We start from the raw sequence: 23,450 nt of genomic DNA, 5'->3' as shown, positions 1-23,450 counted from the left end.
GCTGCCGCTCGACCTCTCGAGCGGAGGCCTTCGAAACCAGAAAAGCGTAGGTATATCAAATGATTAATCGATTTAAAGATTTTGAAATCGTTTAAATCGTTTAAAAGACAAGGATACTGGCCGCAGTTGCACAAGCTGAGGGCAGACATTTCAGGCAGTTGCCGTTGAAAGCGCCAGGCGGCGCGACGGACTCACATCACCCGGCGCAGCGCGTCCACCACGATGTCGACCTCGGCGGCCGTGTTGTAATGCGCGAGGCCGAGGCGCAGCACGCCGCCTCTGTCGGCGAGCCCCAGCCGGTCGATCGCCTCCACGGCGTAGTTGTGGCCGCTCCAGGCAAAGATGTTTTGCGCGGCAAGCGCCTTGGCCAGATCGCTCGGCGCATGACGCGGCGTGGTGAACGACACGGTCGGCACCCGGCGGCCCATCGCCTCCGGCGCGGTGATGCCCTGGACGGTCACCTCGGGCAGTTCCTTGAGCCCGTCGATCAGCCTTTCGGCGAGCATCTGCTCATAAGCGAAAAGCAAATCCATCGCCGTCCGCACATCGCGCCGCCGCCCGGAGAAACCGGCATGGCGGGCGTGCCGGTCCGCCCCCATCGTCGCACCGATGCCGGCGAAATAGTCGACTGCCGCGGTTACGCCGGCCAGTCCTTCATGGCTCTGCGTGCCGGTCTCGAACTTGTCGGGGCCAGCGTTGGAGGCCGGGCGCACCTTGTAGGCTTCCAGTTCCACCAGTAACTCGGCGCGGCCCCACAAGATGCCCTGGTGCGGGCCAAAGAACTTGTAGGCCGAACACACCAGGAAATCGCAACCGATGTCCTGCACGTCGATGCTGCCATGCGGCGCGTATTGCACGGAATCGACATAGATCAGTGCGCCGACCTCTTTCGCCATCCGGCTGATCGCCTTGACGTCGTTGATCGTGCCGGTAGCGTTGCTGGCGTGGTTGACGGCGACCAGCTTTGTGCGCGGCCCGAGCAGCGCCGCAAGATCGGAGAGGTCGAACTCGAACGTCTGCGGGTTGAAATCCAGCCACTTTACCGTCAGCCCGAGGTCGCGCGCCAGCAGCAGCCAGGGCGAGACGTTGCCGTCATGGTCCATGCGGGTAACGATGATCTCGTCGCCCGCGCTGAATCGCCGGCCGAGCGAGCGTGACATGGCAAAAGTCAGCGTCGTCATGTTCTGGCCGAACACGATCTCGTCGGGCGAGGCGGCGTTGAGGAAATCGGCCATGGCCGCGCGAGCGCCTTCCATGATCGCGCCGGCGCCGACCGAACTGGCGAAGGCGCCGCCCAGATTGGCGTTGTTGCGGATCAGGCAGTCGGTCATGCGGTCGATGACGATCTGCGGCACCTGCGTGCCGCCCGGATTGTCGAAATAGATTCGTGCCCGGTTGTCGTCGGTGACCGCCAGCGATGGAAACTGCGAGCGGATTTTCTCGATGTCGATGGGCATGGTTTTCTCTTGTCGACCGGTCACACTTCGTCGCGCAGCGCGGCGGAGATCGCGGCGAGCCCGCCACGCAGTTCCGCTTCGGTCGGCCAGCCGAAACCGACGCGGAAGAAGCTTTTCGGCATGTCGAACCAGTGGCCGGGTCCGACATAGGTACCGTGGCGCTCGAGCAGCCGGACATAGAAAGCGTCGAGATCGAAATCCGGGCCGACATTCAGGCGCGGGAAACCGACCACGCCGCCTTCCGGCCTTATCCAGTCGACCAGTTCTTCGCCGTCGATCCAGCTTTGCACGATGTCGCGGCGGTTGGCCATTTCCGGCATGACAGCGCCAAGGAACTGGCCGCGCTGCTCCAGCATGGTGCGCGCGATGCGCTCGTCGATGACGCTGCCGCAGATGCCGATCTGCTCCTTGGCAGCGAGAAAACGCTCGTAGAGTTCGGTGTCGCGGGTCACCAGCCAGCCGATGCGGATGCCGGGGATGCCGAAGGCTTTCGAAAGCGACGAGACGCTGATGGCGCTGGAACTCAGCGAGGCGGCGGCCGGCAGGCGGCGGCCGTAGCTCAGGTCGCGATAGGTTTCGTCGACCAGCAGGCGGCAGCCATGGCTTTCCGCCAGCGCCACCAGCCCGGCGAGATCGGCTTCGCTCATCATCGTGCCAGTCGGGTTGTGCGGGCAGGTGACGCTGATCAGCCTTGTGTTGGGCTTCAGCGCCGCCGCGATCCGCTTCAGGTCGACGGCAAAACCGTCGTCGAAGGAGAGATCGATATAGCCGATCTCGCAGCCGATGGCCTTGGGCGTTTCGATGTTGGTGGCGTAGTTCGGGCGCACGACGACGAGATGGTCGTCGGCCGAAAGCAGGGTGGTGGCGATGATGAACAGAGCGCCGGCGGCCCCCGCCGTCACTAGCACGTCGTTGGGTGAGATGCCTTCGTCCTGGGCGGCGATCAGGTTGCGCAGTTCCGGCTCGCCGCGATGCTCGCCGTAGAACAGGGTCAGGTCTGGCAGCGAGATGCCGATGTCGGAAAGTTTTCGGTCGGCGATCGAGCTTTCGGAGAGATTGAAGCGAATGCGGTCGTAGCCGTATTCCTCCGGCGCTTCCTTCTCGATCACCATTCTGGCGTAGTTCATCGGCATCCCCTCAGCGCGCGGCCGAAGGGACCGCGATTTCGTGTCCCGTGTTAGCTGGTGCGCCGCCCGCTCCGCAAGCACTGGCGCGAGGTCTGGTCCATCGGAATCCCCGGCTGCCAGCCTGTGGCTGCCGCCGGGTTACCGCACGCCGATTGCGGCCGTCAGCCCGCCATCCGCCCTGTAGTCGGCGCCCGTGCAGAAGCCGGCTTTGTCGGAGCACAGGAAGGCGATCAGCTCCGCCAGTTCTTCCGGCTCGCCGATCCGCCCGATCGGGTGAGCGTCGCCGAAGCGCTGGAAAGCCGCCTCGATGTCGACGTCTTCGCCGTCCGAAACCCGCGCCGCATTGGCGAGGATCGGCGTTCGCACCGAACCGGGGCTGACGGAGTTCACGCGAATGCCGGCACGCGCATGGTCGAGCGCCATGGCGCGGGTCAGCGCGTGGATCGCGCCCTTGGTGGTCGTATAGGCGGCGACGTTCTGCTGCGAGGCGAAACCCTGCACGGACGAGACGTTGACGATCGCGCCGCCGCCACGTTTGACCATCTCGGGTATGCCGAAATGCGCGGTGAGGTAGATCGAGCCGACATTGACGGCCATGGCGCGGTTCCAGGTCTCGAACGGCGTGTCGAGCACGGTTCCGTAGGGATGCACGGCGGCGGCGTTGACGATGATGTCCAGGCCCCCGAAGCGCTGCACGCCATGCACCACGGCTTCTTGAACCGCATCCGGCACGGAGACGTCGACATGGAGCACCAGCACCTCGAATTTTGCCGCATCGAACGCATCCTGCATCGCCGCATTGGCACTCCGGTCGATGCCGCAGGCGATGATCGCCGCTCCGCCGGCCGCCAGTCTTTTCGCCGTTGCCAGACCTATGCCGGTCGTACCGGTGACCAGCGCTACCTTGCCCTCGAATTCACGCATGGAATCCCCTCCGTTTGATCGGCATTTCTCTACCATGCCGGCCGCACTCGTCACCTCCCCCTGGCATATCGACTGGAAGGCGAAAGCCGGATTTCATGGGGATACGATTCGGCGGGGAGGAAAAGATGGCAATCGAACTGAAGAAGATCGCGATACCCGATTTCGGCCCGCTCGGCAGCCAGCCACAAGTGCCGGCGCCTACCTATGAGGCGCGGGTGAAGGCAACCTACGAACGGGCCGGCTGCGACTGGCTGGCCGTCTATGCCGACCGCGAGCATTTCGGCAACATCGTCTTCCTCAGCGGCTTCGAGCCGCGTTTCGAGGAGGCGTTCCTGCTGCTCGGCCCGAAGGGCGAGCGCGTGCTGCTGACCGGCAATGAATCGGAAAGTTATGCGCCGCTTGCCGGCTTGCCAGGTCTGACCGTGCTCGTCGCCCAGTCGCTGAGCCTGATGGGACAGGATCGCACCATCCATCCGCGGCTCGCCGACAGGCTGCGCGACGCCGGGATACGAACCGGCGACAGCGTAGGGCTGGTCGGCTGGAAATATCTCGAGCCAGAGGAAGATGACGAGCCGCACGGCGCCTTTTTCGTGCCGGCCGTCCATGTCCGCATGTTCGAACGCCTTGTCGGCTCAGCGGGGGCGGTCCGCGACGTCACGCCGGTTCTGATGCATCCCGAAACGGGCCTGCGCGCCGTCATCGACGCCGACCAGATCGCCGCCTTCGAATGGGCCTCGACCCGCGTCTCGCTGGCGCTCTGGCGCATCGTCTCCGGCGTGCGCGAGGGCGACGACGAATTCACCGCCGCGGCGCGCATGAACTATGCCGGCGATCCGCTCAACGTCCACACCATGCTGTCGTCGGCCGGCCCCGGCGAGACGGTGATCGGCCTGCGCAGCCCGATCGGCCGAAAACTGTCGCGTGGCGACGGCGTCACCACGGCAATCGGCTATTGGGGCGCCTTGTCGTCGCGCGCCGGCCTGTTCGACACCGGCAACGATGCCTTCCTGAAGACCGCCTCCGCCTATTTCGAGGGGCTGCTGGCCTGGTACGAGACCGCCGACATCGGCGTCACCGGTGGTGCGCTGCACGAGGCGGTCGTCGGCAAGTTGTCGGAAGGCGGGCTACGCTCCGCCCTCAATCCGGGCCATCTCACCGGCCACGAGGAATGGATGAACAGCCCGGTGCGGCCGGCTTCTACCGAAAAGCTGGCATCCGGCATGCCGTTCCAGGTCGATGTGATCCCGGTGCCGATGCCCGACGGCTGGACGCTGAACTGCGAGGATCCGGTCACCTTTGCCGATCAGGCATTGCGCGACGAACTGAAATCGCATCATCCGGAGTGTTTTGCCCGCATCGAAAAGCGTCGCGCTTTCATGCGCGACGAACTCGGCGTCGCGGTCAGGGAAAGCATCCTGCCGCTGTCCTCGACGCCGCTCTGCCTGCCGCCATTCTGGTTGAGGGCGGACCATCTTCTCGCGCGCGGTTAGCCGGTCGCACAGAGGTTTTCGAACCGGTTGGGAGCTCGTTACGCCGTTCGCGGGACGCCATCGCGCAAGGGGAGTGCGGAGGTTTGCCCGCGGGCTGCATGATGCGTCCTGCGTGCCATCCGCTAGTATTCGAGGGCCGGATGCAGACCAAACTGTCGGTCGGCCGTCGCGTTGCTGGACGCAGCCTCTATATCTTCCAGGGGTTGTGCCAAGTTGCAACTCGTGACATGGAACAAAAGCCGTGCCACAATTTGTACTCAATTTGTCCGCCAATAGCCTCTTCTTGATGCAGGAAGGGACGCCCGCATATGAGGGAGCCGCTTGAAATGGCAACGATCGCGCTTGTCGACGACGACCGCAACATCCTGACTTCGGTGTCGATCGCACTGGAATCGGAAGGCTATCGCGTCGAGACCTATACGGATGGAGCCTCCGCGCTTGAGGGATTCGCGGCGCGTCCGCCGAACCTCGCCATCCTCGACATCAAGATGCCGCGCATGGACGGCATGGAATTGCTGCGCCGGCTGCGCCAGAAGACCGACCTGCCGGTGATCTTCCTGACCTCCAAGGACGACGAGATCGACGAACTCTTCGGGTTGAAGATGGGCGCCGACGACTTCATCAGGAAGCCGTTCTCGCAGCGGCTCCTGGTCGAGCGCGTGCGCGCCGTCCTGCGCCGCGCCAGCGCCCGCGAAGCCGCTGCCAAGACGCCCAGCCAGCAGGCGAAATCGCTGGAGCGCGGCCAGCTCGTCATGGACCAGGAGCGCCACACCTGCACCTGGAAGGGCGAGCCGGTGACGCTCACCGTCACCGAGTTCCTGATCCTGCATTCGCTCGCCCAGCGGCCGGGTGTCGTCAAGAGTCGTGACGCGCTGATGGATTCGGCCTATGATGAGCAGGTTTATGTCGACGATCGTACCATCGACAGCCACATCAAGCGGCTTCGCAAGAAGTTCAAGGCTGTCGACGACGACTTCGAGATGATCGAGACGCTCTACGGCGTGGGCTACCGCTTCCGCGAGGCCTGAGCCGGCAGGACCGGTACAGGATGGCGATAGACTTGCAGCTTGAGAAGCCGGCGGTCGCTGTAAAGCGGCCGCGCGGTTTTTTGGCGAAGGCGCTCGGTGTGGTGACGGTGCCGATGCGCCGTTTCCTCGGCCATCACATCTTCTCCAGCCTGACGCGCCGCATTCTTTTCCTCAACCTTGCCGGCCTGGCCGTGCTGGTTGCCGGCATCCTCTATCTCAACACGTTCCGCGACGGGCTGATCGACGCCCGCGTCGAAAGCCTGATGACGCAGGGCGAGATCATTGCCGGCGCCGTTTCTTCCTCCGCCACGGTGGAGACCGATTCGATCTCGATAGATCCGGAAAAACTGCTGGAGCTGCAGGCCGGCGAAAGCCTCGGCCCCGGCAGCGACCAGCTCGACAATCTGGATTTCCCGATCAATCCCGAGCGCGTCGCACCGCTGCTCAAGCGGCTGATCTCGCCGACCCGCACCCGCGCCCGCATCTACGACCGCGACGCCAACCTGCTGCTGGATTCGCGCCATCTCTATTCGCGCGGCCAGATCCTGCGTTACGACCTGCCGCCGGTCGACGATGAGGAGCCCGGGATTGCCGACCGCATCGAAAAGTTCATCTTCGACCTTTTTCGCGATTCCGAACTGCCGATCTACCGCGAGCAGCCCGGCGGCAACGGCGCAGCCTATCCTGAGGTCATGAACGCCCTGACCGGCAGCCCGTCGACCGTGGTGCGGGTCAGCGAGAAGGGCGAGGAAATCGTCTCGGTCGCCGTGCCCATCCAGCGTTTTCGCGCCGTGCTGGGCGTGCTGATGCTGTCGACGGAGGGCGGCGACATCGACAAGATCGTCTCGGCCGAGCGCAAGGCCATCCTGCGTGTCTTCGGCGTCGCGGCGCTGGTCATGGCTATACTTTCGATGCTGCTGGCCTCAACCATCGCCAATCCGCTGCGCCGGCTCTCGGCGGCGGCGGTGCGGGTGCGCCGCGGCGTCAAGAGCCGCGAGGAGATCCCGGATTTCTCGGATCGCCAGGACGAGATCGGCAATCTGTCGGTAGCCGTGCGTGGTATGACCAACGCGCTCTATGCGCGCATCGAGGCGATCGAGAGCTTTGCCGCCGACGTGGCGCACGAGTTGAAGAACCCGCTGACCTCGCTGCGAAGTGCCGTGGAAACCTTGCCGATTGCCAAGAACGAAGCCTCGCGCAGCCGGCTGATGGAGATCATCCAGCACGATGTGCGCCGCCTGGATCGCCTCATCACCGACATTTCCGACGCTTCGCGCCTCGACGCCGAACTTGCCCGCGAGGATGCGACGCGGGTGGACCTGAAGAAGCTGGTGTCCGATCTCGTCTCAGTGGCGCAGGAGGCAACGCGGCACAAGCGCAAGGTTGCGATCGAATTCAAGGCGGCCAAGCTGCCGCAGGGCGTGAAGAGCTATCACGTCATGGGCCACGATCTGCGGCTTGGGCAGGTCATCACCAATCTGGTCGAGAACGCCCGCTCGTTCGTGCCGGAGGAGCGGGGCCATATCACGGTCACCCTGTCTCGCGCCGGCAAATTCAACGTCGTCACCGTCGACGACAACGGCCCCGGCATCCGCCCGGACGCCATCGACCGCATCTTCGAGCGGTTCTACACGGACCGCCCCTCCGCCGAGGCTTTCGGCCAGAATTCCGGCCTCGGCCTGTCGATCAGCCGCCAGATCGCCGAGGCGCATGGCGGCCGCCTGACCGCCGAAAACATCCCCGGCACCAAGCCGGGCGACGTCAGGGGTGCGCGGTTCGTCATGACCCTGCCGGCCGAAGGATAGGTCGTTCGCCATATCGATGATCGTGGCGCCCCTCCCAAACCTCCATGCCACCGCAGTGGTTGTCGGTGATCGCGGTATCCTCATCCGCGGCGCATCCGGTTCCGGCAAGACGACGCTGGCGCTGGCGCTGATCGCGGCCGCCCGCACGGCCGGCCGCCACGCCGCCCTGCTGGCCGACGACCAGGTGCTGCTGTCGGCGCGGGAAGGCCGCCTCATTTGCCTAGCGCCACCGTCGATCACCGGTCTTGTCGAGGTGCGGGGGATCACACCGCAGCGCCTCGTCCACGAAGGCTCGGCGGTGATCGACCTCGTGGTCACCCTGGTCGAGGAAAGCGATGCTCCCCGCTATTCGGAACCGGTATGGTGCGAAATGGGTGGTTGCCGGCTGCCGGAACTCGTGCTTGCATCACGTGGTGTCAACAGTACTCTGCCGGCGTTGGCTTCGGTGCTTTTGCTGCCGCCGTTCGACCGAAACCCCGTGAACAAAGCCGCATCTGCGGCAAAATGGCATACCGCACTGCACTTTTGGGCTTGTCAATGACCGTTCGCTGGAGAAGATGTCGCTCCCGCCCGGGTGTAGGCGAGCGGCAGGGATTGTAGACGATATGCGTGAACTGCCGATGACGGGAGTCAAGACGGAATGATCGGACTCGTGCTGGTTACGCACGGTCGGTTGGCGGAAGAATTCCGCAATGCTGTCGAACACGTCGTCGGAGCGCAGCAAAGCTTCGAAACGGTTTCGATCGGCGCCGACGACGACATGGAACAGCGTCGCAAGGATATCGTCGATGCGGTTGCCCGCACCGACACCGGCGCCGGCGTCATCGTCCTGACCGACATGTTCGGCGGAACGCCCTCCAATCTTGCCATCTCGGTCATGGAGCCGGGCCGCATCGAGGTCATCGCCGGCGTCAACCTGCCCATGCTGATAAAGCTCTCCAGTGCGCGCAAGGCCGACGACATGGCCAAGGCGCTGGAGCTGGCGCAGCTTGCCGGCCGCAAATACATCAACGTCGCAAGCCAGATGCTGAGTGGCAAATGAGCATAGGAGCGGTTGTGACCGGAGGGCCGATCAGCCGCGAACTTCTCATCGTCAACCAGCGTGGGCTTCATGCTCGCGCCTCGGCCAAGTTCGTCCAGCTTGCCGCCGGCTTCAACGCCTCCATCGAGGTCGAGAGGGACGGCGTCACGGTCGGCGGAACCTCCATCATGGGCCTGATGATGCTCGCCGCCAGCCCCGGCTGCTGCATCACGGTGACCGCGAGCGGCCCGGAAGCCGCCGAAGCGGTCGACGCGCTCGCCAAGCTCGTTTCCGAAAAATTCGGCGAAGAAGCGTGAGCGCGTTGCGCGTGCAACATATGCACGAATAAAGATTTCTTTATATCCCATTGTCGGCTTACTGGCTTTCTGCTAGTCAGGCGCCCCATCAGGCCCGTTTCGGCACCGTGCCCGGGCCATTTCTGACCGGAGCGCTGACTATGGCGGACAAGAAGGACTACAAGGTCGCCGACCTTGCCCTGGCGGACTGGGGCCGCAAGGAAATCGAGATCGCGGAAACCGAGATGCCGGGCCTGATGGCCTGTCGCGAGGAATTCGGCGACAAGCAGCCGCTCAAGGGCGCGCGCATCACCGGCTCGCTGCACATGACCATCCAGACGGCGGTGCTGATCGAGACGCTGAAGGCGCTCGGCGCCGAGATCCGCTGGGCGTCGTGCAACATCTTCTCGACCCAGGACCATGCCGCCGCCGCGATCGCCGCCTCCGGCGTTCCGGTGTTCGCCGTCAAGGGCGAGACGCTGGAGGACTATTGGGACTACACCGACAAGATTTTCCAGTGGGCCGATGGCGGCCTGACGAACATGATCCTCGACGATGGCGGCGACGCCACCATGTACATCCTGGTCGGCGCGCGCGCCGAGGCGGGCGAGGACGTTCTCTCCAATCCGCAGAGCGAGGAAGAGGAATATTTCGTCGCGCAGATCAAGAAGCGGCTGAAGGCCTCTCCTGGCTTCTTCACCAAGCAGCGCGAGGCGATCCGCGGCGTGACGGAAGAGACGACGACGGGCGTCAACCGTCTCTACCAGTTGCAGAAGAAGGGCCTGTTGCCCTTCCCGGCGATCAACGTCAACGACAGCGTCACCAAGTCGAAATTTGACAACAAGTATGGCTGCAAGGAATCGCTGGTCGACGGCATCCGCCGCGGCACCGACGTGATGATGGCCGGCAAGGTCGCGGTGGTCTGCGGCTACGGCGACGTCGGCAAAGGTTCGGCCGCTTCCCTGAAGGGTGCCGGCGCCCGCGTAAAAGTGACGGAAGTCGACCCGATCTGCGCGCTGCAGGCCGCCATGGACGGTTTTGAGGTGGTCACGCTCGAGGATGCCGCGCCAACCGCCGACATCGTCATCACCACCACGGGCAACAAGGATGTGGTCACGCTCGACCATATGCGCATGCTCAAGGACATGGCGATCGTCGGCAACATCGGCCACTTCGACAATGAGATCCAGGTCGCCGCGTTGCGCAACCTGAAATGGACCAATGTGAAGCCGCAGGTCGACCTCATCTCGTTCCCGAACGGCAAGCGCATGATCCTGCTTTCGGAGGGCCGCCTGCTCAATCTCGGCAACGCCACCGGGCATCCGAGCTTCGTGATGTCGGCGTCCTTCACCAACCAGGTGCTGGCCCAGATGGAGCTGTTCACCAAGCCCGGCCAGTATGAAAACAAGGTCTATGTGCTGCCGAAGCACCTGGACGAAAAGGTCGCCCGGCTTCACCTCGACAAGCTCGGCGCGCGCCTGACCGAGCTCAGCGGCGAGCAGGCCGCCTATATTGGTGTGACGACGCAGGGGCCGTTCAAGCCTGAACACTACAGGTACTGATTTCCGTTAACCAATACACAAGATATTGAGCCGGGCGATTGACTTTTCGCCCGGCTTTGTTTTTGGGCGGAAGCCTTCTTCACGTCGATTCGACGACCCTGTATGTTGATCATGATTCGCGACGCTTACGGTCATTCTGGCCGTCGAACCGAGAGGCGGGTTCGGGGCGACGGGCGGCGGAGAGGAACAGGAAATGCAGGGGGAAAACCCGCGTCTCGCGGGGAGGCCCGGAACGGGCCTGTCGTGCGATTCGGAGACTGACGGCGCACCGCGGCGGCGGGGCCGGTTCCGTCTCGGCCGGGTGCTTCCGACGCTGCTCGGCGCCACCGCGATGTCGGCGGCGCTGCCCCTCGTGCCGGCTCTCGCGCAGTCGCGGGGCATGGCCTTCTCCGTCAACACCGTCGAAGTCATCCAGCTCGCGGTGTTCGCCGGCATCATCGGCGCGGCGCTGATCTCGGCCATCGTGATGATCCGCGAGCGCACCCGTACCGCAGCCGAGAACCTCGAACTGCGCGCCCGCGTTGCCGATCTGAACGCCTCCGTGCAGCGCTCCGACGCCTTGCTCAACCTGCGCGACCAGCGGCTCGTCGTCTGGGCGAGCGACCGCCAGAAGGCCGACCTCGTCGGCGCGCTGCCCACCGATACGGGTGCGCCCGACGACCGCTCCGCTTTCCTCGCCTTCGGGCGCTGGCTGATGCCGCGCTCCGCTGCCGCGCTCGACCATGCGATCGCCGCGTTGCGCGAGAAGGCGGTTCCCTTCGATCTCACCGCCGAGACCAACACCGGTGTGCCGCTCGAAGTGCAGGGGCGCAAGACCGCCTCGCATGTCATCGTCCGCTTCACCAGCCTGTCGGAGAACCTGCGCGTGCAGGCCCGGCTTCGGCTGGAGAACCAGCGCCTCGCCGCCGATTACGACATCATGATCGGTCTGCTTGACGCGCTGAAGATGCCGTTCTGGCTGCGCTCCGCCGATGGCCGGCTGAAATGGGTGAACCGCGCCTATGCGGAGGCGGTCGAGAGCCCGAGCGGCGGCGATGCGGCGCGCGACAACAAGGAGTTCCTCGGCACGATCACCCGCGAATCCATCGCCGCGCATCATCAGAAGGACCGCGTCTTCGACCAGACGGTCTCGACCGTCGTCGCCGGCGACCGCCGCATCTTCGCCGTCACGGACTTCTCCGCCGGGGAAGGTTCGGCCGGCCTTGCGGCCGACATCAGCGCCATGCAGACCGTCCGCGAGGAGTTCGAGCGCATGGCGCGCAGCCATGCCGACACGCTCGACCAGCTAACGACGGCCGTCGCCATTTTCGACACCAAGGAGAAGCTGCGTTTCTTCAACCAGGCGTTCCAGAAGCTCTGGAATCTCGAAACCAACTTCCTCGAAAGCGCGCCGGACAACGCGCTGCTGCTCGACCGGCTGCGCAGCGACGGCAAGATCGCCGAGCAGCCCGAATGGCGGCGCTGGAAGGAGAACCTGCTCGACGCCTACCGCGCCGTCGAATCGCAGGAGCATTGGTGGCACCTTCCCGACGGCCGCACCGTGCGCGTCGTCGCCAATCCGCAGCGCAATGGCGGCGTCACCTGGATATTCGAGAACCTCACCGAGCGCATGAACCTCGAAAGCCGCTACAACACGGCGGTTCGCGTGCAGGGCGAGACGCTCGACAATCTGGCCGAGGGCGTCGCCGTGTTCGGGCCTGACGGCCGCATCCGGCTTGCCAATCCCGCTTTCACCGCGCTGTGGAAGCTGCCGCCCGACATCGTCGCGCAGAAGATGCACATCTCCGCCATCCAGCTCTGGTGCGACGCGCTGGCCGTCGACAGCCCGTGGCGCGACTTCGCCGCCGCCGTCACCGGCTTCGATGACGAGCGCCGCAACCGTCACGGCCAGGCCGAGCTGAAGAGCGGCGTCGTGCTGCGCTATGCCATCATCCACCTGCCCAACGGCCAGGTGATGATGACCTTCGTGGACGTCACCGACAGCGTGAATGTCGAGCGCGCGCTGCTCGACAAGAACGACGCGCTGCAGAGGGCCGACCAGCTCAAGAACGACTTCGTCCAGCACGTCTCCTACGAACTGCGATCGCCGCTCACCAACATCATCGGCTTCACCGAGCTGCTGTCGCTGCCCGCCACCGGGCCGCTGTCGCCGCGCCAGCGCGAATATGTCGGCCACATCGGCTCCTCCTCGGCCGTGTTGCTGACGGTCGTCAACGACATCCTCGACCTCGCCACCGTCGACGCCGGCATCATGGAGCTGGAGATCTCCGAGGTGCGCATCGACCGCACCGTCGCCGCCGCCGCCGACTTCATCGCCGACCGGCTGGAGGAACACTCCATCAAGCTGGAGATCGACACGTCGCGCGCGCCCGCAAGCTTCCACGGCGACGAGACGCGTATCCGCCAGATCCTGTACAATCTGCTCAGCAATGCCGTGAACTACGCACCGGAGGCCAGCACCATCACGCTCGCCTGCCGCCGTCTCGACACCGGAGTCGAGTTTTCCGTGCATGACGACGGCCCCGGCATGGCGCCGGAAATCCTCGACTCGGTGTTCCGCCGCTTCGAGCCGCGCATCAATGGCGGCCGCCGGCGCGGCGCGGGCCTCGGCCTGTCGATCGTCAAGAGTTTCGTCGAGCTGCATGGCGGCAGCGTCCGCATCGACACGGGCGCCGGGACAGGCACCACGGTGGTGTGCCTGTTCCCTTTCGTCCCTTCGGGCGTCCGCGCCGCGGCTGAATAATGGCCGCCGCCATGCTCGAACGGTTCCTGCCGGACGAAGCCGCGACCGCGCGGCTGGGAGAGGATCTGGCGCTCGCCTTGCGCCCCGGCGATGTGCTGGCGCTGTCCGGCGATCTCGGCGCCGGCAAGACCGCGCTTGCCCGCGCGCTGGTCCGCGCCAATGCCGGCGATCCAGGCCTCGAAGTGCCGAGCCCCACTTTCACCCTCGTCCAGTCCTATGACGGCCGCGTATCCATCGCCCATTTCGATCTCTATCGTCTCTCTTCGCCCTCCGAACTCGACGAACTGGGCCTCGACGAGGCTTTGGCCGAGGGCGTGGCTGTCGTGGAATGGCCGGACCGCGCCGGCGAACGCTTGCCGATGACAGCGACATCGGTGGCGCTTTCGCATGAAGGGGACGGCCGCCGGGCCGTGATCTCCGGCGCCGACCGGGCCTTCGGCCGTGTGGCCAGATCGCTGGCGATCCGCGATTTCCTGCAACAGGCCGGCATTGGCGATGCCATGCGCGTTCCTTTCCCCGGCGACGCCTCGGCGCGCGCCTATGAGACGATACACGCCGAAAACCAGCCGCCGCGCGTGCTGATGAATTCGCCGCGCCTCGTCCTCGGCCCGCCGGTGAAGGATGGAAAACCCTACGCCGTCATCGCCCACACCGCGCAGACGGTTGCCGCTTTCGTCGCCATGGCTGGCGCGCTGCGCCGGCGCGGCATCGCGGCGCCCGAGGTTCTGGCAGCCGATCTCGATGCCGGACTGCTGTTGCTCGAACATCTGGGCGACGGTCCTTTTCTCGACCGGGAAGGCCGTCCCCTCCACGAACGGTACGCTGCCGCGGCGGAGCTGCTGGCAGGCCTGCATAGCGAGCCGTTCCCCGAAACACTCGAAGTCGCACCCGGCATCGTCCACGACGTGCCGCCTTTCGACCGTGACGCGCTGATGATCGAGGTCGAGCTGCTGCTCGACTGGTATGTCCCCTGGAAGACGGGCCATCCGGCCGATGCCGGCCTGCGCAACGCCTTCGCCGACGCCTGGAACACGGTTTTCGACCGCCTCGAACGGACCGAGCCCGGCATCGTGCTGCGCGATTTCCATTCGCCCAACATCGTCTGGCGTGCCGGGCGTTCCGGCTCCGACCGGCTGGGCATCCTCGACTTCCAGGACGCCATGACCGGTCCGTCCGCCTATGACGTCGCCTCGCTGGCGATGGACGCCCGCGTCACCGTGCCGGAAGAGATCGAACGCTCGACTGTCGCCGCCTATGTCGCTGCACGTCATGCCGCTGGCGGCGGCTTCGACGAGCGGAAATTCCGCGAGGCCTATGCCATCACCGCGGCGCAGCGGAACACCAAGATCCTCGGCATCTTCGTGCGGCTGGACCGACGCGACGGCAAGCCGGCCTATCTGAAACATCTGCCCCGCATCCGCGCCTATCTGCGCCGCGCGCTGGTCCACCCGGCGCTGGCCCCGGTCGCGGCGCTCTACGAGGCGCATGGCCTGCTCGCGGAGGACGAATGAGCGGATCGCCAAAAACCGCCATGGTGCTCGCCGCCGGGCTCGGCGTGCGCATGCGGCCGATCACCGATACGATCCCGAAACCGCTGGTGAAAGTCGCCGGCAAGTCGCTGCTCGACTGGGGGCTGGACAGCCTGGCCGGCGCCGGAGTCGAGACGGCCGTCGTCAACGTCCACTATTTGCCGGACCAGATCGTCGACCATGTCGCGTCGCGGAAAATGCCCAGGATCATCATCTCCGACGAGCGCGCCGCGCTGCTCGATTCGGCAGGCGGCATCGTCAAGGCGCTGCCCGATCTGGGGGACGACGCCTTTTTCATCCTCAATGCCGACACGTTCTGGATCGACCGCGGAACGCCGAACCTGACGCGCCTGGCCGAAGAATGGGATCCGGCGCGGATGGATATCCTGGTCATGCTGTCCGACCTGGACTCGGCGACCGGCCACAGCGGCGGCGTCGATTTCCTGCGCGACGCCGATGGACGGCTACGCCGCGCCGCTGGGGCAGCTTCCGGTTTCATCTATGCCGGCGCGGCGATCATCCACCCGCGACTCTTTGCCGGCAAACCGGTCGAGAAATCCTCGCTCAACCGCTATTTCGACGAGGCGATTTCAGCCGGCCGATTGTTCGGCTTGCCGTTGGAGGGAAGCTGGATCACCGTCGGTACGCCGGACGCGATTGCGCCTGCGGAAGCGGCGGTGAGGAAGGCGCTTCCGGGTCTTCCATGATATATGGCAGCGATCTGAGATCGTAGCTCGCCGGTTTGACCTGTCCATGCCCTACGTTGCCCCCCTCTGTCCTGCCGGACATCTCCCCCTCAAGGGGGGAGATTGGCCGGCCGCTTTGCCACAGCCAATCTCCCCCCTTGAGGGGGAGATGTCCGGCAGGACAGAGGGGGGCAACGTAGGGCATCAACTGACGCGATTTGCCAGCCTTGCCAAAAGCTGCGCGCCATGACTCTCCGCTCCATCCCCCGCGTCCTCTCCATCCCGCCCGGCGTGCTGTTCCTGCCGGCGCTGGCCGAAGCATTGGTCGAAGGCCGCCTCATCCCCGATTTCCAGCCCGGCGCCGATCCGCTGGCGCTGGCCGACGTCACCATCTATGTGCCGACCCGCCGCGCCGCGCGCGAGCTTCGCACGGTCTTCGTCGATCAGGCCCGTGGCGGCTCGGCGATCCTTCCCACGGTGCGCCCACTCGGCGAGTTCGACGAGGATGGTGCTTCCTTCTTTGCGGACGAGCCCGCCGCGCTCGATCTCGCCCCTCCGATTTCGTCCGTCGACCGCCTGCTGCTGCTCGCGCCGCTGGTGCAGCGGTGGAAGAAGAACCTTCCGGCCCATGTCGCCGCGAAGTTCGAGGAAGAGGTCGTCGTGCCGGCCTCCGCCGCCGACTCGATCTGGCTGGCGCGCGATCTGGCCGCGCTTATCGACGAGGTCGAGACGGAGCACGCCGAGTGGTCGAAGCTTGCCGGGCTGGTCGGGGGCGAACTTGCCGGCTGGTGGCAGGTGACGCTGGAATTCCTCGCCATCGTCACCGCGCACTGGCCGGATATTCTGGCCAGCCGCCAAAACTCCAATCCGGCCGCACATCGCAACGCACTCATTCTCGCCGAGGCGGCACGGCTGAGGACACATCCGCCGGCCGGCCCGGTCATCGCCGCCGGTTCCACGGGCTCCATCCCCGCCACCGCCGAACTGCTTGCCGCCATCGCCCGCCTGCCGCGGGGCGCGGTCGTTCTGCCGGGCCTCGATACGGCGATGGACGATGAATCCTGGGGTGTGCTGGCCGGTCCCGCGCCGGAGCCGGCGGTTCTCGGCCATCCGCAGTTCGGCCTCGCCAAGCTGCTGCGCCGCATCGGAGTCCTGCGCGCCGATGTCGAGGAGATCGCTGTCGCGTCCCCCACTCTCGCATGGCGCGGCAGGGTCGCTGGCGAGGCGTTTCGACCGGCCAGCACAACCGACGCCTGGGCTGAGCGGCGCGCAGGCATCGCCGAGGCCGAGATTGCCGCGGCCTTTTCCGGCGTGACGCTGGTCGAGGCCGCCAACGAACGCGACGAGGCGGTGGCGATCGCCATAGCCTTGCGCCGCGCCGTCGAGGCGCCCGACCGAAGCGCGGCTCTTGTCACCGGCGACCGCGATCTCGCGCGCCGTGTCTCGGCCGAACTGCTGCGGTTCGGCATTCGCGCCGACGATTCCGGCGGCACGCCACTGTCGGGCACGCCGCCCGCCGCTCTGCTGGTGCTGATGCTGCGTGCCGTCTTCCAGCCCGGCGATCCGATTCCTGTTCTGGCGCTGCTGAAGCATCCGTTGCTGTCGCTCGGTCTTGGCCGCCAAAAGGTGCGCCGCGCCGCCGAAATCATCGAGCTCGTCGCCTTGCGCGGCGGTTACGGCCGCCCCGACATTTCCGGGCTCGCCGAACTGTTCGACCTGCGCCTGGCCGAGCTCGCGGGCGACCGGCGCGCGCCGTTCTGGTCCACACGCATCTCGGCCGCCGACATCGAAAGCGGCCGTGCCGTGGCTGCCGCGCTGAAGCTGGCATTGGCGCCGCTCGTTGAAAAGATCGGCGGCGACGAGATCCAGCTTTCCGAGATCGTGCTGGCTTCCGTCACGGCGCTGGAAAACCTCGGGCGCAACGAAGATGGCGGGCTGGACGCGCTTTATGCCGGCGATGCCGGCGAGAAGCTGGCGGAGTTCCTGCGCGGGCTGGTGTCGGCCGACGCCGCCTTCCCGTTCTCGCCGCGCGAGTGGCCGGATGTCTTCGACGCGCTGATCGGCCCGGAAGTGGTCAAGCCGGCTTTGGGTTCGGACAGCCGTGTCTGGATCCTGGGCGCGCTCGAAGCCCGGCTTCTGTCGCCGCATACGCTGGTGGTCGGCGGCCTGAACGAGGGCGTCTGGCCGCGCAAGGCGGTGTCCGACCGGTTCATGTCGCGGGTCATGAAGGCCGGGCTGGATCTCGAGCCGCCGGAGCGCCGCATTGGCCAGTCCGCGCATGATTTCCAGATGGCGCTCGGTGTCGAAAATCTCATACTCACCCGCTCGGCCCGTTCGGGTGCCGCGCCCGCCGTCGCCTCGCGCTGGCTGCAGCGCATCCTCACCTTTGTGGGAACGGACGAAGCGGCGCGGCTCAAGGCACGCGGCGCCGACCTGCTTGCCTGGGCGCGCATGCTGGATGTCCGGCAGGAGGACGAGCTTGCGGCGCGGCCCAATCCGAAGCCGCCGGTCGAGGTCAGGCCGAAGCATTTCTCGGTCACCGAGATCGAGACGCTGCGGCGAGATCCCTATGCGATCTATGCCCGCCGTATTCTCGACCTTTTCGCGATCGATCCGCTGGTACGCGACCCCGGCGCCGCCGAGCGCGGCACGTTGTTCCACGAGATCCTGCATCGCTTTTCCGCGTCCGGCGTCGATCCCACGACGCCACAGGCGTTCAAGACCCTTTTCTCCGCCGGCCAGGAATGTTTTGGCGAATTCGCGCTGCCGGAAGATGTCGCCGCCGTCTGGTGGCCGCGTTTCGAGCGGCTGGCGGTCAACATCATCGAATGGGAGACAAGCCGGGCCGGTTCGGTCGTGTCGCGCCTGCCGGAGGCTCGAGCCGTTCGTACGCCGGTCGGCCGCAGCGGCGTGACGCTGTCCGGCTATGCCGACCGCGTCGATCTGTTGCCGGCAAACATGGTCGACATTCTCGATTACAAGACCGGTTCCTCGCCGTCCAAAATCCAGGCGCATCGGCTGATCGCGCCGCAATTGCCGCTCGAGGCGGCACTGCTCAGGCGCGGCGCCTTTGCCGACATAGGCATGCGCGAGCCGGCCGACCTCGCTTATATCCGGCTGAAGGCCAATGGCGAGGTCGTGCCGGAATCGATCCTGAGCATAAGGGGCAGCGACCGCTCCGCCGCTGATCTCGCCGAGGAATCCTGGGCGCGGCTGGAACGCCTGCTCGACCACTATGCACTGGCCTCGACGGGCTACCGTTCCAGGGCACTGCCGTTCCGCGAGGGCGACACCGACGGCGACTACGATCACCTTGCCAGGGTGCTGGAATGGTCGGCCGGCGGCGAGGATACCGAGGGCGTCGATGGTTGATCGAGGACATCCCCGTTGTCGCTCCTCTCCCCGTCTCTATACGGGGAGAGGATGCCGGCAGGCAGGTGAGGGGCGGGAGCACAGTTGCGCAAGCTGGGCGCCGCCCCTCATCCGACCCTTCGGGTCACCTTCTCCCCGTGTAGAACGGGGAGAAGGGATCGCCGAGGCAGTGCGACCATGAAACGCCGCTACCCCGTTCCCGAAGCGACCCAGCGGCTTCAGTCCGCCGCCTCAGACCCGCGCCATTCCGCCTGGGTGTCGGCCAATGCCGGCTCCGGCAAGACGCATGTGCTGTCGCAGCGTGTCATCCGCCTGCTGCTGGAGGATACCGACCCGTCGCGCATCCTTTGCCTGACCTATACGCGCGCCGCGGCCGCCAACATGTCGAACCGTGTATTCTCGACGCTGTCCGAATGGACGATGCTTTCCGACGAGGCGCTGGCAGAGCGCGTTTCGGCGATGGAGGGTCAAAAGCCCGGCCGTGAAAAGCTCGCGCGTGCCCGCAAACTGTTCGCCCGCGCACTGGAGACGCCGGGCGGCCTGAAGATCCAGACCATCCACGCCTTCTGCGAATCGGTGCTGCACCAGTTCCCGCTGGAAGCCAACATCGCCGCGCATTTCGAGATGCTCGACCCGCTGATGGAGGAGGCGCTGTTCGGCGCGGCCCGCCGCGAGCTGCTGACCGGCGCGATGGGCGCCGACGCGCCGCATCTCAAGGAAGCCTTCGCCTGGGTGCTGGAGCGCGGCGGCGAGGCCGGGCTCGACGCGCTGCTGTCGGAGATCCTGCGCAACCGCGACGGCCTGCGCCGTTTCATCGACGCGGTCGCCGTCGACGATCCGCCCTATGCCGGGCTGTTCGCCGAGTTCGGCTTCGAGCCCGGCGCCACGGCGGCTTCGGTCGCCGAGGCTGCCTGGCCGCTGCCCGGCTTCCCGCCGGCCTATATCGACGCCTTCGCGCAAACCGCGGCAGCGCTGGACGCGCGCCGCGCGCTGGACCGCATCGTGCCCGCCACCCGCTCCGCCATGGCCGAGACCGATCCGGAGCGGCGGCTGTCGATCCTGGCAGAGGGCTTTCTCACCGGCAAGGGCGAGCCCTACGGCCTGACCTGGCTGTTCAGCAAGGCGCTGCTTTCCGGCCTGCCGAAGCTTCCCGACCGCTACCAGGCTGCTTGCGACGCGATCCTGTCCGCCAGCGACCGCCTCGCGCATCTGCGCATGGTGGAAAACACCCGCGCCGCGCTGACCGTCGCCGACTGGCTGATCGCCCGCTACGAGCAGTTGAAGACCGGCCGCGGCTTTCTCGACTTCAACGACCTGATCACCCGCACCGTGCGCCTGCTCGCCCGCCAGGATGCCGGCCCCTGGGTGCTCTACAAGCTCGACAAGGGCATCGACCACATATTGATCGACGAGGCGCAGGACACCAGCCCCGACCAGTGGAGCGTGGTGCGCCGCATCGCCGAGGAATTCTTCGCCGGCGCCGGTGCGCGCGACAAGGTCCGGCGCACGGTGTTCGCCGTCGGCGACGAGAAGCAGTCGATCTATTCCTTCCAGGGCGCCGCGCCCGAAGCCTTCGCCGAAAGCGGTCGCGCCTTCTCCGAGAAGGTGCGCGGCGCTGACGGCAGTTTCGAGCATGTGCGGCTCAACCTCTCCTTCCGCTCCACCGACGACGTGCTCGCCGCCGTCGACCGCGTCTTCGCCGCCGACATCGCGCGGCGCGGCCTCACCTTCGCCGGCGATCCGGTCGAGCACGCCGCCATCCGCGCCGGTGCGCCGGGTTATGTCGAGGTCTGGCCGTCGATCGGCGCCGACACGGTCGAGGAGCCGGACGACTGGAGCGAGGCGATCGACCATGCCACCGCGCCCGCCGTGCGGTTGGCCGAGACGATCGCCAAGACCGTCGGCCACTGGCTGAAGTCTGGCGAAATCATCGAGGGCAGCGGCAAGCGGCTCGGCCCCGGCGACGTGCTCGTGCTGGTGCGCAAGCGCGGCAGTTTCGTCAACGCGCTGGCCAAGAGCCTGAAGGACCGCCACATCCCTGTCGCCGGCGCCGACCGCCTCAGCCTTCCCGCCCACATCGCCGTCCGGGACATGATCGCGCTCGGCCGATTCCTGCTCCAGCCGGAGGACGACCTGTCGCTGGCCGCGGTGCTGAAGAGCCCGGTCTTCGGGCTCTCCGAGGACGCGCTGTTCTCGCTGGCCGCCGGCCGCCCCTCCGGCGTGTCGCTCGCCGAAATTATCGGGAATCGTTCCGCATCCGATTCGATCCTTGCCGGCGTTGCGAAAAGCCTCGACCGCTGGGCGAACGAGGCCGCTTTCCGCCGCCCCTTCGAGTTCTATTCCGGCGTCCTCGGCCGTGACGGCGTTCGCGCAAGGATGATCGCGCGGCTGGGCCAGGAGGCCGGCGACATCCTCGACGAGTTCCTGAATTTTGCGCTGGCGCAGGAGAGGACCGGCCTCCCCGGCCTCGAAACCTTCCTCGCCACGCTCGAATCCGCCGCTCCCGAGATCAAGCGCGAGATGGACCAGACCCGTGACGAGGTCCGCATCATGACGGTCCATGCCGCCAAGGGCCTGGAGGCGCCGGTGGTGTTCCTGGTCGACGGCGGCTCGCAGCCTTTCAGCCCGCAGCATCTGCCGCGGCTCATCCCGTTTGCGCCCAAGGGCGAACTGGCCGGCACGCGCGGCTATCTCTGGCGCGCGCCCGGCGAGACGCCGGCGCGTTTTGCGCGCGGCGTCGAGGCCGACATCGGCACCCGCGCCGACGACGAATACCGTCGCCTGCTCTATGTCGGCATGACGCGCGCCGAGGACCGGCTGATCGTCTGCGGTTTCCATGGCCGCAGGCCGCCGCCGCCCACCACCTGGCATTCGCTGGTCGCCGGCGCACTCGCGGGCGCCCCCGAGGCGGCAGACATCGACCATCCCGTCGCCGGCAAGGTTTTCCGCTTCCGCCTGAACGGCGGCGTCGGTTTTGCGCCGGATCTTTCCGAGGCCGCGGACACGCCGCCGAGTCCGGCCTTCCCCCAAAGCCTGCTTGTGCCCTTGCCGCCGGCAAAGGCCCTGCCGCGCCCGCTGGCGCCGTCCGGCGCAGCCTCGCTGCTGATCGAGGCGGAACCCGCAATCGTCTCCGGCCGCTCGCCGGTGCTGGATGCCGAGGAGGAGCCGGGTTTCGCCGTGGCGCGTGGCGTCGTGCTGCACAGGCTGCTGCAGGTGCTGCCCTCTCTCGCCGCGGACGAGCGCGAGCCGGCCGCCCTCCGCTATCTCGCCCGCGCCGCCGCCGATTGGCCCGGGCACGAACGCGACGGCGCACTGGCCTCGGTCCTGGCCATCCTCGACGCGGACCGCTTCCGGCCGCTGTTTTCGCCCGGTTCGCGGGCGGAGGTCGCGCTGATGGGCCATATCGAGGTGCGGGGAGAAAGGCGCGCCGTCTCCGGCAAGATCGATCGGCTGGCGGTGACCGAAACCGAGGTGCTGATCGTCGATTACAAGACCAACCGGCCGGCCCCGCAGGCGCTGGCCGCCGTGCCCCCGGCCTATGTCGCGCAGCTGGCGCTCTACCGCGCGCTGCTTCAGCCGGTCTATCCGGGCAGGACCGTCTCGGCGGCGCTGCTCTTCACCGAGGCGCCGCGGCTCGTCCCGCTGCCGCCGCAGGCCATGGACGAGGCTCTTGTTCGACTCACCAAGGCGTGAAACAACCGGTGCTTGACTGGCAGCATCCCAGCCACCACATCTAGCGCGACTTCGAACCCGAAAGGATTTTCCGTATGGCCACCGTCAAGGTCGACAAGAACAATTTCAAGGCCGACGTCCTCGACGCCAGCGCGCCCGTCGTCGTCGATTTCTGGGCCGAATGGTGCGGCCCGTGCAAGATGATCGGCCCGTCGCTGGAGGAGATTTCGACCGAGCTCGCCGGCAAGGTGAAGATCGCAAAACTCAACATCGACGAGAATCCGGAGCTTGCCGCCCAGTTCGGCGTGCGCTCCATACCCACGCTGATGATCTTCAAGGGCGGCGAAGTGGCAGACATGAAGGTCGGCGCCCTGCCGAAGACTGCGCTGTCGCATTGGATCAACGGCGCCGTCGCCTGAGCCGAACCCCTTCTCTGCATGTGAATCAGCCCGGCCAAGTGCCGGGCTTTTTTGTGCCTGCCGGCGCGCCGAACCATGGCGCGTAGCGTTCGCGTTTGCCCAATTGACGCCACAATCGGTTCGGCGCAGTAGCGAAATTAGGCTCGTCCGCGGCACGAGAGTCATCCCAGCGGCCGCTGACTCTGACCGTGCGTGTCGCCCCTCATCCGCCTGCCGGCACCTTCTCCCCGTGAAGGACGGGGAGAAGGGACGAACGGCAAGGTGGCTGGCAGGCGGGTGAGGGGCGGCGCCAAAGGTCAATCGGTTGCAGGAGTTTGGG

At 66.3% G+C, this 23,450-nt stretch carries 16 protein-coding genes; 13 read left to right on the top strand and 3 right to left on the bottom strand.

The window, feature by feature from the left end:
* Positions 1-191 precede the first annotated feature (191 nt).
* The 3 genes from ACSBOB_RS02050 to ACSBOB_RS02040 form a co-directional block, all read right to left on the bottom strand.
* Complete coding sequence (locus tag ACSBOB_RS02050; protein ID WP_442580808.1) at positions 192-1,457, bottom strand: cysteine desulfurase-like protein; 1,266 nt, start codon at positions 1,455-1,457, stop codon at positions 192-194.
* Positions 1,458-1,477: 20 nt separating this feature from the next.
* Positions 1,478-2,584: a pyridoxal phosphate-dependent aminotransferase gene (locus ACSBOB_RS02045; RefSeq protein WP_442580807.1), complete on the bottom strand. Its 1,107-nt coding sequence runs from the start codon at positions 2,582-2,584 to the stop codon at positions 1,478-1,480.
* Between the two features lie 138 nt (positions 2,585-2,722).
* Positions 2,723-3,508, bottom strand: coding sequence for an SDR family NAD(P)-dependent oxidoreductase (locus ACSBOB_RS02040; RefSeq protein WP_442580806.1), 786 nt, complete (start codon positions 3,506-3,508; stop codon positions 2,723-2,725).
* Between the two features lie 125 nt (positions 3,509-3,633).
* Between ACSBOB_RS02040 and ACSBOB_RS02035 the strand changes: the two genes are divergently transcribed.
* The 13 genes from ACSBOB_RS02035 (at position 3,634) to trxA (ending at position 23,131) form a co-directional block, all read left to right on the top strand.
* A complete protein-coding gene (locus ACSBOB_RS02035) occupies positions 3,634-4,998 on the top strand; it encodes a Xaa-Pro aminopeptidase (RefSeq protein ID WP_442580805.1) in 1,365 nt (454 codons plus the stop codon).
* Positions 4,999-5,324: 326 nt separating this feature from the next.
* The gene (locus ACSBOB_RS02030; protein ID WP_396649063.1) at positions 5,325-6,026 is read left to right on the top strand and encodes a response regulator transcription factor; all 702 of its coding nucleotides are present in this window, start codon (positions 5,325-5,327) and stop codon (positions 6,024-6,026) included.
* Between the two features lie 20 nt (positions 6,027-6,046).
* Entirely contained in the window at positions 6,047-7,831 is a 1,785-nt protein-coding gene (locus ACSBOB_RS02025; RefSeq protein ID WP_442580804.1) for a stimulus-sensing domain-containing protein, read from the top strand.
* 16 nt (positions 7,832-7,847) lie between these two features.
* Entirely contained in the window at positions 7,848-8,372 is a 525-nt protein-coding gene (locus tag ACSBOB_RS02020; protein ID WP_442580803.1) for an HPr kinase/phosphorylase, read from the top strand.
* A 99-nt stretch (positions 8,373-8,471) separates the two neighbouring features.
* The gene (locus ACSBOB_RS02015; RefSeq protein ID WP_442580802.1) at positions 8,472-8,873 is read left to right on the top strand and encodes a PTS sugar transporter subunit IIA; all 402 of its coding nucleotides are present in this window, start codon (positions 8,472-8,474) and stop codon (positions 8,871-8,873) included.
* Positions 8,870-9,169, top strand: coding sequence for an HPr family phosphocarrier protein (locus ACSBOB_RS02010; protein WP_442580801.1), 300 nt, complete (start codon positions 8,870-8,872; stop codon positions 9,167-9,169). Before ACSBOB_RS02015 ends, ACSBOB_RS02010 begins: the two co-directional genes overlap by 4 nt.
* Before the next feature lie 140 nt (positions 9,170-9,309).
* Positions 9,310-10,710: an adenosylhomocysteinase gene (gene ahcY, locus ACSBOB_RS02005; RefSeq protein WP_442580800.1), complete on the top strand. Its 1,401-nt coding sequence runs from the start codon at positions 9,310-9,312 to the stop codon at positions 10,708-10,710.
* A 193-nt stretch (positions 10,711-10,903) separates the two neighbouring features.
* A complete protein-coding gene (locus ACSBOB_RS02000; RefSeq protein ID WP_442580799.1) occupies positions 10,904-13,453 on the top strand; it encodes an ATP-binding protein in 2,550 nt (849 codons plus the stop codon).
* Positions 13,453-14,964, top strand: a complete 1,512-nt coding sequence (gene tsaE / locus ACSBOB_RS01995) for a tRNA (adenosine(37)-N6)-threonylcarbamoyltransferase complex ATPase subunit type 1 TsaE (protein ID WP_442580798.1) — start codon at positions 13,453-13,455, stop codon at positions 14,962-14,964. Before ACSBOB_RS02000 ends, tsaE begins: the two co-directional genes overlap by 1 nt.
* Positions 14,961-15,689 (top strand): nucleotidyltransferase family protein, encoded by a 729-nt coding sequence (locus tag ACSBOB_RS01990; RefSeq protein WP_442580797.1) that lies wholly within the window; start codon positions 14,961-14,963, stop codon positions 15,687-15,689. Before tsaE ends, ACSBOB_RS01990 begins: the two co-directional genes overlap by 4 nt.
* Positions 15,690-15,914: 225 nt before the next feature.
* Positions 15,915-19,040 carry a double-strand break repair protein AddB gene (gene addB, locus ACSBOB_RS01985; RefSeq protein WP_442580796.1) on the top strand — a complete coding sequence of 1,042 codons (3,126 nt, stop codon included), beginning with the start codon at positions 15,915-15,917 and terminating at the stop codon, positions 19,038-19,040.
* Between the two features lie 177 nt (positions 19,041-19,217).
* Positions 19,218-22,733: a double-strand break repair helicase AddA gene (addA, locus tag ACSBOB_RS01980; RefSeq protein WP_442580795.1), complete on the top strand. Its 3,516-nt coding sequence runs from the start codon at positions 19,218-19,220 to the stop codon at positions 22,731-22,733.
* 74 nt (positions 22,734-22,807) lie between these two features.
* A complete protein-coding gene (trxA, locus tag ACSBOB_RS01975; RefSeq protein ID WP_349004996.1) occupies positions 22,808-23,131 on the top strand; it encodes a thioredoxin in 324 nt (107 codons plus the stop codon).
* Positions 23,132-23,450: the final 319 nt, after the last annotated feature.

The organism is Mesorhizobium sp. KACC 23794 (genome assembly GCF_052180275.1).
GTDB lineage: Bacteria > Pseudomonadota > Alphaproteobacteria > Rhizobiales > Rhizobiaceae > Kumtagia.
Note: the sequence above shows the minus strand (reverse complement) of the source record. Positions and strands in the feature narration are given on the sequence as shown.

Bases quoted from the DNA above. Each gene is read 5' to 3' on its own strand.
- addB (WP_442580796.1), top strand. From the start codon at position 15,915: ATGACTCTCCGCTCCATCCCCCGCGTCCTCTCCATCCCGCCCGGCGTG.
- addA (WP_442580795.1), top strand. From the start codon at position 19,218: ATGAAACGCCGCTACCCCGTTCCCGAAGCGACCCAGCGGCTTCAGTCC.
- ACSBOB_RS02020 (WP_442580803.1), top strand. From the start codon at position 7,848: ATGATCGTGGCGCCCCTCCCAAACCTCCATGCCACCGCAGTGGTTGTC.
- tsaE (WP_442580798.1), top strand. From the start codon at position 13,453: ATGGCCGCCGCCATGCTCGAACGGTTCCTGCCGGACGAAGCCGCGACC.
- trxA (WP_349004996.1), top strand. From the start codon at position 22,808: ATGGCCACCGTCAAGGTCGACAAGAACAATTTCAAGGCCGACGTCCTC.
- ACSBOB_RS02050 (WP_442580808.1), bottom strand. From the start codon at position 1,457: ATGCCCATCGACATCGAGAAAATCCGCTCGCAGTTTCCATCGCTGGCG.
- ACSBOB_RS02045 (WP_442580807.1), bottom strand. From the start codon at position 2,584: ATGAACTACGCCAGAATGGTGATCGAGAAGGAAGCGCCGGAGGAATAC.
- ACSBOB_RS02015 (WP_442580802.1), top strand. From the start codon at position 8,472: ATGATCGGACTCGTGCTGGTTACGCACGGTCGGTTGGCGGAAGAATTC.
- ACSBOB_RS02010 (WP_442580801.1), top strand. From the start codon at position 8,870: ATGAGCATAGGAGCGGTTGTGACCGGAGGGCCGATCAGCCGCGAACTT.
- ahcY (WP_442580800.1), top strand. From the start codon at position 9,310: ATGGCGGACAAGAAGGACTACAAGGTCGCCGACCTTGCCCTGGCGGAC.
- ACSBOB_RS02025 (WP_442580804.1), top strand. From the start codon at position 6,047: ATGGCGATAGACTTGCAGCTTGAGAAGCCGGCGGTCGCTGTAAAGCGG.
- ACSBOB_RS01990 (WP_442580797.1), top strand. From the start codon at position 14,961: ATGAGCGGATCGCCAAAAACCGCCATGGTGCTCGCCGCCGGGCTCGGC.
- ACSBOB_RS02035 (WP_442580805.1), top strand. From the start codon at position 3,634: ATGGCAATCGAACTGAAGAAGATCGCGATACCCGATTTCGGCCCGCTC.
- ACSBOB_RS02030 (WP_396649063.1), top strand. From the start codon at position 5,325: ATGGCAACGATCGCGCTTGTCGACGACGACCGCAACATCCTGACTTCG.
- ACSBOB_RS02000 (WP_442580799.1), top strand. From the start codon at position 10,904: ATGCAGGGGGAAAACCCGCGTCTCGCGGGGAGGCCCGGAACGGGCCTG.
- ACSBOB_RS02040 (WP_442580806.1), bottom strand. From the start codon at position 3,508: ATGCGTGAATTCGAGGGCAAGGTAGCGCTGGTCACCGGTACGACCGGC.